General features: G+C 54.8%; 15 protein-coding genes. All 15 read left to right on the top strand.

What is annotated here, in order from left to right; genetic code table 11:
- The first annotated feature begins 14 nt into the window (after positions 1-14).
- The 15 genes from WC891_03270 to gyrA all read left to right on the top strand — a co-directional run bounded on the left by WC891_03270 (position 15) and on the right by gyrA (position 15821).
- On the top strand, positions 15-758 hold the full coding sequence (locus tag WC891_03270) for an ABC transporter ATP-binding protein (protein ID MFA5866968.1): 744 nt from the start codon (positions 15-17) through the stop codon (positions 756-758).
- Positions 749-2005: a SufD family Fe-S cluster assembly protein gene (locus WC891_03265; protein ID MFA5866967.1), complete on the top strand. Its 1257-nt coding sequence runs from the start codon at positions 749-751 to the stop codon at positions 2003-2005. The genes WC891_03270 and WC891_03265 overlap by 10 nt, the downstream gene beginning before the upstream one ends.
- Positions 2006-2672: 667 nt before the next feature.
- Entirely contained in the window at positions 2673-3365 is a 693-nt protein-coding gene (locus WC891_03260) for a response regulator transcription factor (protein ID MFA5866966.1), read from the top strand.
- A complete protein-coding gene (locus WC891_03255; protein ID MFA5866965.1) occupies positions 3362-4540 on the top strand; it encodes an ATP-binding protein in 1179 nt (392 codons plus the stop codon). Before WC891_03260 ends, WC891_03255 begins: the two co-directional genes overlap by 4 nt.
- A gap of 116 nt (positions 4541-4656) precedes the next feature.
- Positions 4657-5496, top strand: a complete 840-nt coding sequence (locus tag WC891_03250) for a phosphate ABC transporter substrate-binding protein (protein ID MFA5866964.1) — start codon at positions 4657-4659, stop codon at positions 5494-5496.
- Between the two features lie 7 nt (positions 5497-5503).
- Positions 5504-6355, top strand: a complete 852-nt coding sequence (gene pstC / locus WC891_03245; GenBank protein MFA5866963.1) for a phosphate ABC transporter permease subunit PstC — start codon at positions 5504-5506, stop codon at positions 6353-6355.
- Positions 6352-7191, top strand: a complete 840-nt coding sequence (gene pstA / locus WC891_03240) for a phosphate ABC transporter permease PstA (protein ID MFA5866962.1) — start codon at positions 6352-6354, stop codon at positions 7189-7191. The genes pstC and pstA overlap by 4 nt, the downstream gene beginning before the upstream one ends.
- Entirely contained in the window at positions 7188-7958 is a 771-nt protein-coding gene (locus tag WC891_03235) for a phosphate ABC transporter ATP-binding protein (GenBank protein ID MFA5866961.1), read from the top strand. The genes pstA and WC891_03235 overlap by 4 nt, the downstream gene beginning before the upstream one ends.
- Positions 7955-8356: an arsenate reductase ArsC gene (locus tag WC891_03230; GenBank protein MFA5866960.1), complete on the top strand. Its 402-nt coding sequence runs from the start codon at positions 7955-7957 to the stop codon at positions 8354-8356. Before WC891_03235 ends, WC891_03230 begins: the two co-directional genes overlap by 4 nt.
- Before the next feature lie 8 nt (positions 8357-8364).
- Entirely contained in the window at positions 8365-9237 is an 873-nt protein-coding gene (locus WC891_03225) for a mechanosensitive ion channel domain-containing protein (protein MFA5866959.1), read from the top strand.
- 18 nt (positions 9238-9255) lie between these two features.
- Positions 9256-9723 (top strand): YbaK/EbsC family protein, encoded by a 468-nt coding sequence (locus WC891_03220; protein ID MFA5866958.1) that lies wholly within the window; start codon positions 9256-9258, stop codon positions 9721-9723.
- Between the two features lie 39 nt (positions 9724-9762).
- On the top strand, positions 9763-10878 hold the full coding sequence (recF, locus tag WC891_03215) for a DNA replication/repair protein RecF (GenBank protein ID MFA5866957.1): 1116 nt from the start codon (positions 9763-9765) through the stop codon (positions 10876-10878).
- Positions 10865-11167, top strand: a complete 303-nt coding sequence (locus WC891_03210; GenBank protein MFA5866956.1) for a DUF721 domain-containing protein — start codon at positions 10865-10867, stop codon at positions 11165-11167. Before recF ends, WC891_03210 begins: the two co-directional genes overlap by 14 nt.
- Before the next feature lie 115 nt (positions 11168-11282).
- Positions 11283-13187 (top strand): DNA topoisomerase (ATP-hydrolyzing) subunit B, encoded by a 1905-nt coding sequence (gene gyrB, locus WC891_03205; GenBank protein MFA5866955.1) that lies wholly within the window; start codon positions 11283-11285, stop codon positions 13185-13187.
- 111 nt (positions 13188-13298) lie between these two features.
- A complete protein-coding gene (gene gyrA, locus WC891_03200) occupies positions 13299-15821 on the top strand; it encodes a DNA gyrase subunit A (protein ID MFA5866954.1) in 2523 nt (840 codons plus the stop codon).
- Positions 15822-16354 lie beyond the last annotated feature (533 nt).

Genomic DNA, 16354 nt, shown 5'->3' with positions numbered 1-16354 from the left:
TCCGGGAGACACCAGTGCTCGAGATCAAGAACCTGTCCGCCAAAATCGGCGGCAAACCGATTCTCAACAAGGTCAATATGAGGATCAACGAGGGCGAAGTGCACGCTCTGCTGGGTCCGAACGGCAGCGGCAAGACGACGCTGCTGATGGCTATCATGGGCATGCCGCGATACAAGATAACCGGCGGGAAAATAACTTTCAAGGGAAAAGACATCACCCGCGCGACGATCGACGAGCGCGCGCGTCTGGGCATCGGTATGACGTTCCAGCGTCCGCCGGTTGTCAGGGGCGTAAAAACGCGCCAGATGGTAGAGATCTGTATGGGCAAGAAGGACGAAGCCGCGGCGGACAGGCTGGCGGCGGAATTGAATCTTACCGAAATGATGGACCGGGATATCAACCAGGGCTTTTCAGGCGGCGAGGCAAAACGAGGCGAGATGCTACAGCTCTTGGCCCAGAATCCTCTTTTCGCCATGTTCGACGAGCCGGAGTCCGGCGTCGACTTAGATAATATGGCGATTGTCGGCGGCGCGATGGCCGACATCCTGGAGCGAAAGGAAGCCCGCAAGACCGGCAAGCAGACAAAAGCCGGCCTCATCGTTACCCACACCGGACACATTTTAGAGTACGTCAACGCCGACTTCGGCCATGTTTTTATGCATGGCACGATCGTCTGCGAAGGCAATCCGCGGGACCTGTTCACCGAGATTCGCGAGAACGGCTATGAAGCGTGTGTGAGGTGCCGCAAATGTCGGTAAAGGACAGACTGGCCAAAAAGCGCGCCGAGTGGCGCGCGATTGCGGAAACCGTTAAGGACAAACCGGCCAAGTTCGGCCCGGACGTCGACTTTGCCCGCTTTGAGGAACCTCAAGCGAAGCAGGAAGTCACTTCGTTAAAATCCTTGAGCAAACAGATGAAGGAAGCCGCGCTCTACGCCGGCATCGACACTTCGGAAACGTTCCGCTCCGGCAGTTACTTCCAGGTTGACTACTCGCCCATCTATCACAAGGTGCAGGAGATGTACAAGGGCCAGCTGGAAATCATGTCGACGGCCGAGGCGCTGGAAAAGTACGAGTGGGCGCAAGATTTATGGTGGACCGCCGTCCCCCTTGACCAGGATAAATTCACGGCGCGGGCGGAACTGAAACACACCCACGGCTACTTCATCCATGTCTTCAAGAACCAGAAAGTCGAGACGCCGATTCAGGCTTGCCTGCTGCTGTCAGAAAACAACGTCAGCCAAAACGTTCACAACATGGTCGTTCTGGACGAGGGCGCCGAAGCCCAGATCATCACCGGCTGTACGGTTCAAGAAGAGGTATCGGGCGGCGCGCATATCGGGATTTCCGAGTTCTTCCTCAGAAAGAATTCAAGTTTGATGTTTACGATGATCCATAACTGGGCGGAAACCTTTGACGTCCGGCCGCGCAGCGGGACAATCTGTGACGAAGGCGCGACATTCGTCAACAACTACATCCTGATGAAACCGGTAAAATCGATTCAGATGTTCCCGGCGGCTTACTTGAATGGCGCCGGTTCCCGCGCGCGGTTTAATACCATATTGGCGGGCAAGAAAGATTCCTACATCGACGTTGGCTCACGTGCTGTCTTGAAAGGCAAGAACACAAGCGCTGAATCCATCGCCCGCACCGTCGCTTACGACGAGAGTGAGATATACGCGCGCGGCGATCTGCTGAGCCAGGTCAACGAGAGCCGGGCGCACCTGGATTGCCGCGGCATCCTGTTCGGCGACAAGGCCAAGATCTGGGCCATTCCCGCGCTAGCCGCGGAGATGGCGCCGCAAGCCGAGCTCTCCCACGAAGCCGCCATCTCGCCCATCGCCGAGGAAGAGGTCGAGTATCTGCAGACGCGCGGCCTGACCAAGGACGAAGCGATGTCAGCCATTACCCGCGGGTTCCTGAACATCGAGATTCCAGGACTGCCGCCCGTCCTCAAGAAATACATCGACCACGTCCTGGACGCCGCCGACAAGGAAGCGCTGTAAGATAGTGCGCGCGGGTCCTGCCGCCGTTTTTTCACCGATAGCTCGCTAAAAGTGGATTCCTGTTTGAGGGTTATCGAAGTTTAATGCTCCCTTCGATAAAAAAACCACGTCACCCGCTGCGCCTTGCCTCCGGCATTGGAGTCCCACCCCACCTGCCTGTCGGCAGGCAGGCCCTAACGATTGGCGCAAGCGGATTTGAATTATTGTCCCGGCCACCCTAAATATTGACTTCGAACTTATTAGGGGAACACTATCGTGCTCCAGGGCACGATAGTGGGCCTGGTCAATTATCGTTTTTATTGCCTTCCTCGGGAAATGCCAGCTACTTTCTTAGTCTTACTCGCGGCGACGCGCCCAACCGCAAAATTGCTATTCGAATGAGCGTAGCGAATCGAGAAGTCTCCCTCTCCCCGTCGGGGAGAGGTTAGGCGAGGGGGCCAACTCACGGCTCGTTGCGCAAGTCTAACGTTACGTCACTCCCGTTCTCCAAAGAGCAGTAGTACTACAGTCGGTTGACCAGGGTGCATAATTCTAGTTTGTGAGATTATGGCACTCTCATTCTCTAGAGAATGAGAGTGCGGCTGCTTAGAGGCACTTCAGCGCTTTGGAGGGCTGGAGTGGTTTTCCATCGGGTGCCATGTGTCTTGAAACGAAGTATTATTAACACATGCCTAAAAAGATTCTGATTATTGAGGATGAGCGGTCACTGGCCGATTCGCTTTCTTACGCCTTTAAGAAAGAGGGTTTCGAGGTGGCGACGGCGGCCGACGGTGATGAGGGTTTGAGCCGGTTTCAGTCGAGCCCGCCGGATCTGGTCATTCTTGACCTTATGTTGCCGGGCCTGTCAGGTGAAGACATCTGCCGGGAGATCCGAAAGTCCGGCGACACTCCGATTCTTGTGCTGTCGGCGAAAGACACCGAAACCGATAAGGTCGTAGCGCTGGAACTGGGCGCCGACGATTATGTGACAAAACCCTTCAGCTTACGCGAGGTCATCGCCCGCGTCCGCGGCTTGCTGCGGCGCGGCGCCAAAGAGAGCCCAGCGAAAGAGCCGCCCGAGTTGTCGGTTGGACCGTTTACCTTGGATGTCCGCGCCCACCAGGCTTTCCGCGATAACCGCGCGCTGGCGCTCACGCCGAAGGAGTTCGATCTCCTGGTCTTGTTCTTGCGGAATCCCGGACAGGTCTTAACGCCGCATCTAATCCTGGAACGCGTTTGGGGATACGATTACTACGGCAGCGACAAGACTGTCAACGTTTATATTAAGAAGTTGCGGGAAAAAATCGACGACGACGACGACGGTTCTTTGATTAAGAACATAAGAGGCGTCGGCTACAAGCTCGAGGTGAAGAGCGGGTGACTCAAGAAGTCGCTCTAGTCGTCGCAATCATAAGCCTGGTCGCGGCGGTTTATTTGGGACTGAAGCTTTGGGCCGCGGCGCGTGAGAACAACGAGCTGGCCGCCGCCGCCAGGGACGCGCGAATCCGCGCCGATGACGACGTCCGGACCGCCCGAGCGTATTATGACGACCTGCTTGATCGGATTCCCGCCGCGGTTATCATCATCGGCGCCTCCGGCAAAGTTCGATACGCGAACAAGGCGGCGGAAAGTCTTCTTATCACCTCCAAGCGCGACGTCAAGACCTCTCCCTTGTCCCGGTTTTCGGTGGATTTTGAGCTGGCCAAGCAAATGGCCGAAGCGCTGAAAGGCCGGCGCGTCATCAAAGAAATCCACATAAAGAAACCGTTCGAGAGGGCGATCAGGGCGGCCATTCAACCCATTGAAGCGGCCGGGGCGGAGAACGAGGTCGTGGCTGTTCTGGAGGACGTAACCGAACTTAGACGGCTGGAGACCGCGCGCCGGGAGCTGGTTACCAGTTTTTCCCACGAACTTCGGACGCCGATCGCCGCCAATCGGGCGACTTTGGAAGCGCTGCTGGATATGGGAGCCGACAACGAAGCCGGCGAACGCCGCCGTTTTCTAAAAAACCTACGGGTTCAAACAGAGCACCTCTCTAACTTAGTGAATGAGATGTTGCAGCTTTCCCGGCTGGAAACCGGGGACGCGATTGCCAAACCCAAGAAAGAGAAGGCAAAGGATTTGATAAAAGAGGCCGTCGCAGCCGTAGCGGTTCTGGCCGAGGCTAAAGGCGTCGCGATTGAAACCGCCGCGCCGTCCGGGATTTCCGCGAAGGCCGACCGGCGGTTGTTTGTTCAAGCCCTCATCAACCTGCTGGACAACGCCGTCAAGTATACGGACTCAGGCGGGCTGGTCCGCGTATCCGCCGCCGAAAGCCACAAGGGCAGCGTCCAGTTCACAGTCACCGATACGGGCCGCGGCATTCCGAAAGCGGCCGTCAACCAAGTCTTCGGACGATTCTACCGGGTGGACAAACACAGGTCGCGCGAAGCCGGCGGCACTGGCTTGGGCCTGGCGATTGCCAAACATATCGTGGAGGCCCACAGCGGGACAATCGAGGTCGCCAGCACGCTCCACGAGGGTACGACCTTCATAATTACCATCCCCGCGGCCTAGAAGCCGTTAACCAAAAATTAACCAAACCTTTACCGCCCCGTTAACATTTCTTTTCTATCCTTAAATTCAGGTTCGTTAACATTGTCCAAACGAACCTATGAAAGGAGGTGTTGCAGTTGCGTAAATCTATCATTATTTTTCTTATCGCAGCTTTAACGGCAATCACAATACTGACGGCGGGTTGTAGCTCCAAGTCGAATAATGGAACAGGCACGGACAAAGGACTATCGGGAAGTCTGCGTATCGGCGGCTCGACGACGGTACTGCCATTGGCGCAAGCGGCCGCGGAGGAGTTCATGGCCAAAAACCCTAACGTAAAGGTTGAAGTTCAGGGCACCGGCAGCTCCGAAGGCATAACCGGTTTGACCGAGAGAACGCTGGATATCGGAAACTCGTCAAGGGAGTTAAAGCCTGAAGAAACCGGCCTGGTCGACCACCAGGTCGCCGTCGATGCCCTCGCGATCATCGTCAATCCGGCTAACGGCGTTAGCGGTTTAACGGACGCCCAAGTCAAGGACATCCTGACGGGGAAGATCACCAACTGGAAGGACGTCGGCGGCAAGAACGCGAAGATCCAGGTCATCGGCCGCGATGAGGCTTCGGGGACCAGGGACTACGTCCAGAAGGAGATCATCGGTAAGGACGCCAAGTTCCCCGCGGACGCTTTGGCTATGCCGGGTACCGGCCAGCTGAAAGCGGCGGTCGCCCAAACGCCCGACGCGGTCGGCTATATAAGCGCCGCTCAGGCTGATGAAACCGTCAAAGTGGTAAAGGTCGACAATGTCAAACCGTCGCCAAAAACCGTAAAGGACAAGACTTATAAATACTGGCGTTATCTCCACATGTTCACCAAGGGGAAAGCGAAGGGATTGGCTAAGGCCTATATCGACTTCGTGTTAAGCAGCGGATTCCAAAAGGACACCGTGTCCGAGGAATTCTACACAATCACCGAATAAGCAGGATATGAAACGCGTACGCAAGGCGAGCCCCACGCAAATAGCGCTCTTTATCATGACCTTAATGAGCGTCGTGGGGCTCGCCTTGATTTTTGTCTTCGTCATCAGGGAAGGCTATCCGGTCTTCACGAAAGTAGGTCTGAAAGCCTTTCTTTTCGGACGGGAATGGCTGCCGACGAGGGGCAAATTCGGAGCCTTGCCGCTTATCACCGCCAGCCTGATCATTGTAGTAGGTTCAGTTCTCTTGGCGACACCGTTAGGTATCGGCCTGGCCGTCTACATGGTCGAATACGCGCCGAGGTTAATCCGGCGTTGGCTTAAGACAATCGTCGAGCTTCTGGCCGGCATACCCTCGGTTATCTTTGGTTTCTTCGGCATCATAGTACTAATTCCATTGACGCGGCAGATATTCGGCGGCAGCGGTTTCGGGTTGATACCGGCAATGGTCGTGCTGGCCATTATGATTTTGCCGACGGTTACGGCCGTTTCGGCCGATGCCATTCGGGCGGTGCCGAGGGAAAACCGTTTGATTATCTTCGCCTTAGGCGGTACACGGTGGCAGGTTGTCCGGCGCGGTGTTCTGCCGCCCGCCTTGCGCGGTATTCTAACTGGAGTTATCCTGGCGGAAGGCCGGGCCATCGGCGAGACAATGGCGGTATTGATGGTCATCGGTAACGCGCCCCTAATGCCGAAGGCGCTTAACCAACCGGCGGCCGCCTTACCTAGTACGATCGCCCTGGATATGGCCTATGCTTCCGGCGACCACCGGACCGCGTTATTCGCTATAGGGGCGTTGCTGCTTGTCTTTTCCGCTGTGCTGATTTTCGCCGCCCGTCGAATCGGCAAGGTGCGTCAATGACAAGGAAAATCATTGACAAGCTCATGCTGGCGGTATTCCTGTTTTTTGCGATTGCGACGACAGCCTTCTTGATTTACTTTATTCTCTACATCGTTTCCCGCGGCTATACCGCTTTTTCCTGGAAGTTTCTCTCAACCGCCCCGCGCGGCATCAAGATGGAAGGCGGCGTGTGGCCGATGATCGTTTCTTCCGTATATCTGACAGCGCTTACGCTGCTAGTCGCGGTGCCATTGGGTGTCGGCGGCGGCATCTATCTATCCGAGTACGCGGGGCAGGGTCGAATAGTCCAGTCCATCAGGTTTGCCATCGATCTTTTGTCCAGCGTGCCGTCAATTGTCTTCGGCCTCTTCGGACTGGTGTTTTTTGTACAGCTTATGGGTTTGAAATACTCCATGATCGCCGGCGCGCTAACGCTTACGCTGATGGTTCTGCCCATTGTTTTAAAAATCAGTGAGGAGTCTTTTCGGGCGGTTCCCCAGGCTTATCGAGAGGCGAGTCTGGCGTTGGGCGCGACTAAAGAGCAAACGATTTTTCGTGTCATTCTGCCAACGGCTATCGCCGGTATATTAACGGGAGCCATTCTGGCGGCCGGCCGGGCTTTCGGGGAAACGGCGGCCGTTCTATACACGGCCGGCATGGCGCCGCAAACGCCGGTCCTGCCGCTGGAAGGCGGCCGGACTTTGAGCGTTCACTTATATCTTTTGGCAACAACCGGCAATATAGAAAAATCATTCCAGGTCGCGGTGGTTTTGCTGGTGATTATCCTTGGATTTAACCTAACCTCGAACTGGGTTATGAACCGCTACCGCCGCAAATTCTCAAGCGAGCTTATATGAACATAACAACTAAATTGGAAATCACCGCCGTTACCTTATCTTACGGGGCGTCTTGCGTTTTAGAGAATATAGACTTCATCGCTCCTGAAAATACGATTACGGCGATTATCGGGCCGAGCGGTTGCGGCAAGTCGACGCTATTGCGTTCGCTCAACCGAACCAACGAACTGATAACGAAGACCGTCCGGACAGGCGAAATTCTCCTGGACGGCCGGGACATTAACGAGCTGGATCCCCTTGATTTGCGCGCCAGGGTCGGTATGATATTCCAGAAACCGTCTGTTCTGCCGTCGACGATTTATGAGAACGTGGCGGTTGGGCCGCGGCTTTACGGCGTCCGGCGAAAACAGAAACTTGACGAGATCGTCGAGTCCAGTCTGGTACAGGCGGCATTATGGAAAGAACTTAAAGATAGGCTTCATAAGAGCGCGGAGAAGTTATCTGGGGGTCAGAAGCAAAGGCTGGCCATCGCCCGGGCGCTGGCGCTTAAACCGGAAATCCTTCTGTTTGACGAGGCGACCGCCTCGTTGGATCCGATCTCAACACAGAAGATTGAGGATTTGATGTTTAAGCTGAAACAAACAACGACGATTTTGATCGCGACGCACAACATGAAGCAAGCAGCCCGCGTCTCGGACAATACTCTGTTTCTGCTGGCAGACGAGGGACGGTCAAGCCGAGTCGTGGAATTTGGGCCGACAGACCTGATATTCACGAATCCCCAAGAAGAAATGACGGAGCTTTATATCACAGGAAGGTTCGGATGAAAAAGATTCTTTTTGTATGCGTGCATAACTCGGCGCGGAGCCAGATGGCCGAGGGGCTGGCCAACTCTTTAGGCGGCGGGAAATTAAGGGCCTGGAGCGCCGGTTCGACTCCGACACAGGTATACCCGCTGGCTGTAAAGGTTATGGGGGAGATCGGCGTCGACATCTCCGGCCAAGCCTCCAAATCATTTGCCGAGGTAGCCGACCTGGAATTCGACTACGTCATAACCCTATGCGGCGAAGGTGACATTATCTGCCCGACGTTCCCCGGGCAAGCCACCCGATTTCATTGGCCGCAACCCGATCCAGCCGCCGCCAAGGGCTCTGAAGAAGAGCGGTTGACGGCGTTCCGGGACGTTCGCGACGCCCTATTATTAAGGATACGCTCATTGATATAATCGGTCTTATGAATATCGGGTCGGTTAAACTCTACACGGATACTTTGGCCGTCCACGGCGGACGGATTGTTCTTATTGCCGTCTTGGCCGCCGTTTTATACCTAACCGGTAAGATTATTATCGGCCGCGCTGTCTTCCCCATCAAAGCGGCGCCAAAGCGCGCCCAGACGGTTCGGGCCGCCCTGACCCCTCTTCTCAAGTACACGGTATTTTTTGTCGCTTTAGCGATGATTCTTCAGGAGTTGGGGATAAACCCTGTCTCACTGGTCGCCGGCATGGGCTTGATCGGCATTGCGCTCGGCCTTGGTGCCCAGAGCCTGGTCAAGGACATTATCAGCGGCTTTTTCATTCTGCTTGAGGGCGTCTACTCGGCGGGGGATTTCGTAATGCTGCATCTTAACGGCGCGCCGGATGCCGTCGGGCTGGTCGAGGACCTCAACCTGCGCTCCACCCGCGTCCAGCTGATCAACGGGGCCAATGTGGCGGTGCCAAACGGAATCATCATCAATGTGACCAGGTACCCGCTCGGTTACGTTCCCCTATTTCTCAACCTGACATTGCCTGCCGAACTCGGGCGCAAATCACTGAAAGGCTGGCTGGACGATCTGGCCGTGGATTTGGAGCACCTGTCGAAAATAATCGTGGAAAGACCGCGCGTCGTCGAACCGGACGTCTTAAGCGACGGAAGAATCGTTGCCCGGTTGAAAATCCATGTGATTCCGAGCAAGGAGAGCGAGATCGGTCCGATGATCGAGCAAATCAAGGATCATTTCAAAGAAAGGTTCCGGACGGAACTCCCTGAACCGGTCGCCAGCGAGCTAAGCGAAGGCACATTGAAGAAGTATCGGAGTGTTTTCGCTCCGGCTGAGATAATGACATAATAAAGGTAGGGGGTGGCAATGATGAGAAGCAGCGTCGATGTCTGCAATCACCTTCAATCCAAGGATGTCCAGCACGAGCTAGTGACGTTATCAGGGCCTGTTAAGAACGCTTCCAACATGGCCGAGATCCTGGGCCTTAAACCAAAAGCCGTCATCAAGACACTGCTGTTTATGGCTGACGGTAAACCTGTTATGGCGATGATCCCGGGGGACCGTAAGGCCGACAAGGCTAAACTAAAACAGCATCTAAAAGTGGATAAGGTTACGTTCGCGTCTGAAAACGATATTAGAACGATAGCGGACTATCTGGCGACAGCCCTCCCGCCGGTCGGCCTGAAACAGCCGGTGACTACGATTCTCGACAAGCGGATCAAGACAGGAGATATTGTCTATACGGCCGGCGGGTCTCCTAACGTAGTCTTGAAAATCCGCGTTGCCGATCTTTTGGAAGTGACCGAAGCCACTGTTGCTGATATCGGCGAATAGACGTTAAGTCCCTCCGTTTCGTGATACTATTACCTTAGCATGTATCTGGAAACGCTTGAGCTCACCAACTACCGTAACTATAGCGGAACAACCTTTCATTTCAGCCCTGACATTAATATCATCGTTGGCGGCAACGCCCAGGGCAAAACCAACATTCTCGAAGCCATCTACTTTCTATCGGCCGGTAATTCACACCGCTCCGGCAGCGACAACCAACTCGTAAAACAAGGCGAAAACATGGCCAGTATTCGGTCGCATCTCGACCGGAACGGCCGCAAGCTGACGCTGGAAGTTTTTCTATCGCCGGCGGACAAGAAACGCGTCAAGGTCGGGGGCGTCGAGAAGCATAAATTCAACGACCTTTTAGGCAATTTGCATGCCGTCATCTTCAGTCCGGAGGATCTGCAAATCATCAAGGGCGGACCGGAGCGGCGGCGGGCTTTCTTAGACGATACGATTGTCCAGCTCAATCCGACTTACCATTACTGGCGACGTAAGTATGACCGCGTTTTGCGCCAGCGGAACATCCTATTGAAAACCATGACTCGTGACGTCGGTCGGGAAGGTCTGGACCTATGGGACCGCAATCTTGCCGAGATCGGCACGAGAATTATCGTCGAGCGCATAACGGCTACCGAAAGGTTGTCCAAGTACGCCGCGGAGGCTCACAAAAAAATCACTAAAGGAAAGGAAAAACTGGAAGTCTCTTATATCAGTCGGGTGGCTGAAGGCGGCGTAGAAGGCGCGGCAGAGATAGAAAAGCGGTTCATCAAGGAACTTATGCGCCGCCGAAAAGAAGAGCTTGACCGGAAAGTAACCTTGGTCGGTCCGCATAGGGATGATATGGTTATGAACGTCGACGGAAACGACGTGAGGCTGTTCGGCTCGCAAGGCCAACAACGGACAGTCGCCTTGTCGTTAAAACTCGGTCAGCTTCGATTGATAGAGAAGGAAGTCAGAGCCAAACCCTTGCTTCTATTGGACGACGTCATGAGCGAGCTTGACGAGGATCGGCAGAACTATCTGATGGCGATGGTCAAAGGCAACTCCCAGGTTTTGATAACCGCGACGCATCTTGATTCCTTCGCCGGGGAAGACCTGTCGGGACACAATGTTATCCGGATCAACAACGGAGAGATCATTGACGCGGGGTAACGCTGCGCCCATCGGTTCGGTAATAGACACTCTCATCTCTCGCTGGGGAATCAAGAAACCGCTTAAACGGGCCGAGGTAATCAGCCATTGGCCGGAGATCGTCGGCGAGCGGATCGCCAACGAAACCAGACCAGACCGGATCCGCAACACCATCCTTTTTGTAACATGTTCCAGCCCGATGTGGGCGCAGGAATTGGGCCTATTAAAGCCAACGATATTAAAGAAGGTAAGGGCTCGTGTCGGCCCCGGAATCGTCACAGATATCCACTTCAAAACCGGCCAATTATAACCCTCGTAAAATATTATATTTTAGCAGTTAAACCCCGACATTAGCCTCGTCCGTTATGGTATAATCTGAGAGGTAAAAACCCCGTTTTTCCAGACCGTTGTGGTGAGGTGATTTCTTGCCGAAAAGGGAATATGACGCTGACGCGATACAAGTCCTGGAAGGGCTTGAAGCCGTCCGGAAACGCCCCGGTATGTACATCGGCTCCACAGGGAGCCGAGGCCTTCACCACCTCGTTTACGAAGTAGTCGACAACTCGATTGACGAATGCCTCGCCGGCTACTGTCACAACATCTGGGTCAAACTCCATAAAGACAACTCGGTTACGGTCATCGACGACGGCCGCGGCATACCCGTTGATACGGTTGAGAAATACAAAAAGTCGGCGGTTGAGGTCGTTCTAACTTATTTGCATGCCGGCGGCAAGTTCGGCGGAACCGGCTATAAGGTTTCCGGAGGGCTGCACGGCGTAGGTTTATCGGTCGTCAACGCGTTGTCCAAGGATCTCAGGGTCGACGTCGGTCGGGAAGGCAAAGTGCATCGCCAGCACTACAAACGCGGCGTTCCCGTGGACAAACTGACCGTCGTCAACGACACCACCAAGACCGGCACCATCGTCCAGTTCCTGGCCGACGACAAGATCTTCGAGACGCTGGATTACAAGATGGACCTCATCGGGCAACACATGCGCGAGCTGGCTTTCTTAAACAGGGGCCTGACAATCTCGGTTGTCGACGAGCGCGAGGAACCCAAGGTCGAAGAGGTCTACAAATACGACGGCGGCATCATTGATTTTGTCCATTTCCTAAACGCTAACAAGACGCCGGTCCACAATAGCGTCATATATTTCGAGGGCAAAGACGAGGATTCCGAAGTCGACGTGGCCATGCAATATAACGACGGTTACGCCGAGAGCATCTTCGCTTTTGCCAATAATATCAACACGCACGAAGGCGGCACCCACCTGGTCGGTTTTAAGGCCGCCTTAACACGCGTCATCAACGACTACGCGCGAAAGAAGGGCTTGCTGAAGGAGAAGGAAGACAACCTGTCCGGCGAGGATTGCCGGGAAGGCCTGACGGCGGTCATAAACCTACGCATCAAGGAACCGCAGTTTGAGGGACAAACGAAAACCAAACTGGGCAATCCTGAGACGCGCGGTTTTATCGACGGCGTAGTCGCCAAGAAACTAGCTGAATTCCTCGAGGAAAATCCGAACGAGGCCAAGCTCGTCATAACCAAAACCATCAGCGCCAGCCGGGCCCGTCAGGCTGCGCGTAAGGCGCGCGAACTGACGCGCCGCAAGAGTCTTCTGGAAAGCATCTCTCTGCCCGGCAAGTTGGCCGACTGTTCGAATACCGATCCGGCCGCCAGCGAGATCTATATCGTCGAGGGCGACAGCGCCGGCGGGTCGGCCAAGCAAGCCCGCGACCGGGCGTTCCAAGCCATCCTGCCTTTGCGCGGCAAGATTCTGAATGTCGAGAAGGCGCGCCTGTCCAGGATTCTGGCCAGTGAGGAAATCAAGGCGCTCATAACCGCGCTTGGAGCCGGCATAGATGAAGATTTTGACATTGAAAGGTCCCGGTATCATAAGGTTATTATTATGACCGACGCCGACGTCGACGGCGCCCATATCCGGACTCTCATTTTGACGTTCTTCTACCGTTATATGCTGCCGATGATCGAAGCCGGCTACGTCTATATCGCCCAACCGCCGCTTTATAAGGTCAGCGCGGACGGCAAAGAGCAATACGCGTACGCCGACAAGGAATTGAACGAAATCATGAAAGAAGTCAAAGCCAAGAAGCCTAGTATCCAGCGGTATAAAGGCTTAGGCGAGATGAATCCGCAGCAGCTGTGGGATACGACGATGAATCCGTCCGAGCGGACGCTTCTGCAAGTCGGGATCGAGGATGCCGCGATGGCCGAGGATATATTCACCAAGTTGATGGGTGAAAAGGTCGAACCGCGCCGCGAATTCATCCAAAAATACGCCAAAGACGTAAGGTTCCTGGACATTTGATAGTGGTTAGTGAGTAGTGATTAGAGATTAGTCTGTTCTTAGGATACAGCCAATAAATATTCTTCGAGTGAGGCCGCGTAACGGCCGAATCGAGAAGCAACAGGGGGTGCATTGACCGACCAACAGAAACTAGAGTTATCAGCTAAAAACGTAATTCCCGTAGAGATCGAGGACGAGATGAAGTCCTCGTACCTTGATTACGCGATGAGCGTTATCGTGGGACGGGCCCTGCCGGACGTACGCGACGGCCTGAAGCCCGTGCACCGGCGTATCTTGTTCGCCATGCACGACATGGGCATGCAGCCGAACAAGCCGCATAAAAAATCGGCTCGCATCGTCGGCGAAGTGCTGGGCAAATATCACCCGCACGGCGATACCGCGGTTTATGACGCCATGGTCAGAATGGCTCAGGACTTCAGCCAGCGTTATCTTTTAATCGACGGTCACGGCAACTTCGGGTCGGTCGACGGCGACTCGGCCGCGGCCATGCGTTATACGGAGGCCCGGCTCGGTAAGTTGAGCCAGGAATTACTTCGCGACATCGACAAAGAAACGGTCGACTTTATCCCTAACTTCGACGAGTCTCTGGAAGAGCCGTCTGTTCTCCCGTCGCGATACCCGAATCTCCTGGTCAATGGTAGTTCCGGCATCGCGGTCGGTATGGCCACCAATATCCCGCCGCACAACCTTGGCGAGGTCATCGACGCGGCCGTCACCATGATCGAGACGCCCGATATCGACGCGGCGACATTGAACAAGATCGTCAAGGGACCTGATTTTCCGACCGGCGGCATCATTATGGGCCGCGACGGAATCCGGAAAGCCTACGAAACGGGCCGCGGAATTATTAGAGTACGCGGCGTGGCCGAGGTTGAGGAGGGCAAGGGCGGCAAGCAACGCATCGTCGTTACCGAGCTTCCTTACATGGTCAACAAGGCTCGCATGTCCGAGAAGATCGCAGAACTCGTGCGGGATAAGAAGATAACGGAAATCTCCGATTTGCGCGACGAGTCGGATCGCCGGGGCATGCACCTGGTCATAGAGCTAAAACGCGACGTGATTCCGCAGGTCGTCCTGAACAAACTTTACAAGCACACGCAACTTGAGGAGACCTTCGGTATCATCATGCTGGCTCTGGTAGACGGTGTTCCGCGGACCTTAAGCCTGCCGGATATGATCAAGCACTACCTCGACCATCAGGTGGAGATCATCACCCGGCGCACCAAATACGAACTCGACAAAGCGGAGAAACGGGCTCACATCCTGGAAGGCCTGCTTATCGCGCTCGATCATTTGGACGAGGTCATCGCGCTCATCCGTGGCTCCAAAACGGTTGAGGAAGCTCATGACGGTTTGATGAAGAAGTTCAAGCTAAGCGACGAACAGGCGACGGCTATCTTGGATATGCGGCTGGCCAAACTGACGGGTCTTGAGCGGCAGAAGGTCATAGACGAATATAACGAGCTCAAGAAGCTCATAGACTACTTGAAATCGGTTCTGGCCGATCCCAAGAAGATCCTGGGGATTATCAAGGACGAGCTGGGCGAGATCCGGGAGAAGTACGCCGACCCGCGCCGGACCAAAATCTCGTCGGCCGCGACGGACATCGACGTCGAAGACCTGATCGCCGAGGAGGACATGGTCGTTTCGGTCAGCCATACAGGCTACATCAAACGTCAGCCGGTAACGGCTTATAAGAGCCAGGGCCGCGGCGGTAAGGGCGTCATCGGCATGGACCTTAAGGAAGAGGACTTCGTCGAGCACCTGTTTGTCGCCAGCACCCACCACCACATTCTGTTCTTTACGACCTACGGCAAGGTATTCCGCTTAAAGGTCCATGAACTGCCGCTGGCCGGGCGGACCGCTAAAGGACAGAATATTGTCAATCTTCTGCCGGTCGCCTCGGAAGAGAAGATTGCCGCGGTCATCGCGACCAAAGACTTCGAGCCGGGCCGTTATATGATCATGGCGACGAAGAAAGGTCTGGTCAAGAAGACGCCTATTGAGGATTACGCGACGGCGCGGAGAGGCGGCCTAATCGCTCTTAAACTGCGCGAAGGTGACGAATTGATGAGCGTCAAGATGACCACTGGCGACCTGCATGTCATGCTTGTCAGCCAAAAAGGCCAAGCCATCAGGTTCCCGGAAGCGGACGCCCGGCCGATGGGCCGCGCGGCCGCCGGCGTCATCGGCATGCGCCTAAGCGCGGACGACTCCGTTCTAGCCATGGGCATCACCCTGCCTGACACGTATTTGTTCATCATCACAGAGCAAGGTATAGGCAAGCGAACCCCGATAGAACAATTTACACATCACCATCGCGGCGGCAAAGGCATGATCGCTATCCGTTTAACGCCCAAGGGCAAGGTCGCCGGGGCCATGGTCGTCGAGAAAGACCAGGAAGTTATGATCATTTCCGCCCAAGGGACGGTTATCCGTACGCCCAGCCAGGCTATCTCCAAGCAAGGCCGGTCAGCCCGCGGCGTCAGCGTTATGAAGATGAAGAAAGGCGACATGGTTTCCGCGCTCGCCCGCATCGCCGTCGACAAGACCGACAATGGCGAAATCGTCCCAGAAGTCGAAGCAAAGCCGCTCCCCGGCACAAAAACCAAGACCATCCCCAAAAAGAAATAACCAGAATAGACCCGCATTAGACTGCAATAGACTCGCCGATAAGGATGCTCGATCCTAATATCCCTCTCCCCTACGGGGAGAGGTTAGGTGAGGGGGCCACACGTCATAACAAAAAGAGAAGGACTACTTCGTCAAGAAGAATCGAAGAAGTAATTGAAATAATCCAAAAGAAGCTACAGGCGCAATCATAATGAGTGGGATTATCAATTAAGAATTAAATGCCGGGAAAGGGCAAAGGCTTTTGTTATCAGGTTTCAGTTTCTGATCCACCATGCATGAGAACTAGCTGGTAAAGAAAGCCTCGTGTCAGTTCCTGCGATTCGACTTAATGGGCCGAATCCCAGGATGGGCTTAATGGACATGTTTCAGCTCTGTTTTTTCGGAGGGCGCTTCGTCGCTTTGCTCCTCGCAATGACGGAATCGCCCGACTTTTGCGCAATCCTTCCCCGTATTCCTGGGCACCGGGGTGCGAGACACATTCTCGAGAATGTGTCCTGATAAAAACATCCATTTACGCATTTGCGCAAATACGG

It is taken from the genome of Actinomycetota bacterium (assembly GCA_041658625.1).
In the GTDB taxonomy this organism is placed as follows: Bacteria; Actinomycetota; JAHEXW01; order JAHEXW01; family JAHEXW01; genus JBAZZW01.
Note: the sequence above shows the minus strand (reverse complement) of the source record. Positions and strands in the feature narration are given on the sequence as shown.

Excerpts from the sequence above, each read along its gene's own strand:
- WC891_03265 (MFA5866967.1), top strand. The coding sequence starts at position 749 with ATGTCGGTAAAGGACAGACTGGCCAAAAAGCGCGCCGAGTGGCGCGCG.
- WC891_03260 (MFA5866966.1), top strand. The coding sequence starts at position 2,673 with ATGCCTAAAAAGATTCTGATTATTGAGGATGAGCGGTCACTGGCCGAT.
- pstC (MFA5866963.1), top strand. The coding sequence starts at position 5,504 with ATGAAACGCGTACGCAAGGCGAGCCCCACGCAAATAGCGCTCTTTATC.
- pstA (MFA5866962.1), top strand. The coding sequence starts at position 6,352 with ATGACAAGGAAAATCATTGACAAGCTCATGCTGGCGGTATTCCTGTTT.
- WC891_03235 (MFA5866961.1), top strand. The coding sequence starts at position 7,188 with ATGAACATAACAACTAAATTGGAAATCACCGCCGTTACCTTATCTTAC.
- WC891_03230 (MFA5866960.1), top strand. The coding sequence starts at position 7,955 with ATGAAAAAGATTCTTTTTGTATGCGTGCATAACTCGGCGCGGAGCCAG.
- WC891_03225 (MFA5866959.1), top strand. The coding sequence starts at position 8,365 with ATGAATATCGGGTCGGTTAAACTCTACACGGATACTTTGGCCGTCCAC.
- WC891_03220 (MFA5866958.1), top strand. The coding sequence starts at position 9,256 with ATGATGAGAAGCAGCGTCGATGTCTGCAATCACCTTCAATCCAAGGAT.
- recF (MFA5866957.1), top strand. The coding sequence starts at position 9,763 with ATGTATCTGGAAACGCTTGAGCTCACCAACTACCGTAACTATAGCGGA.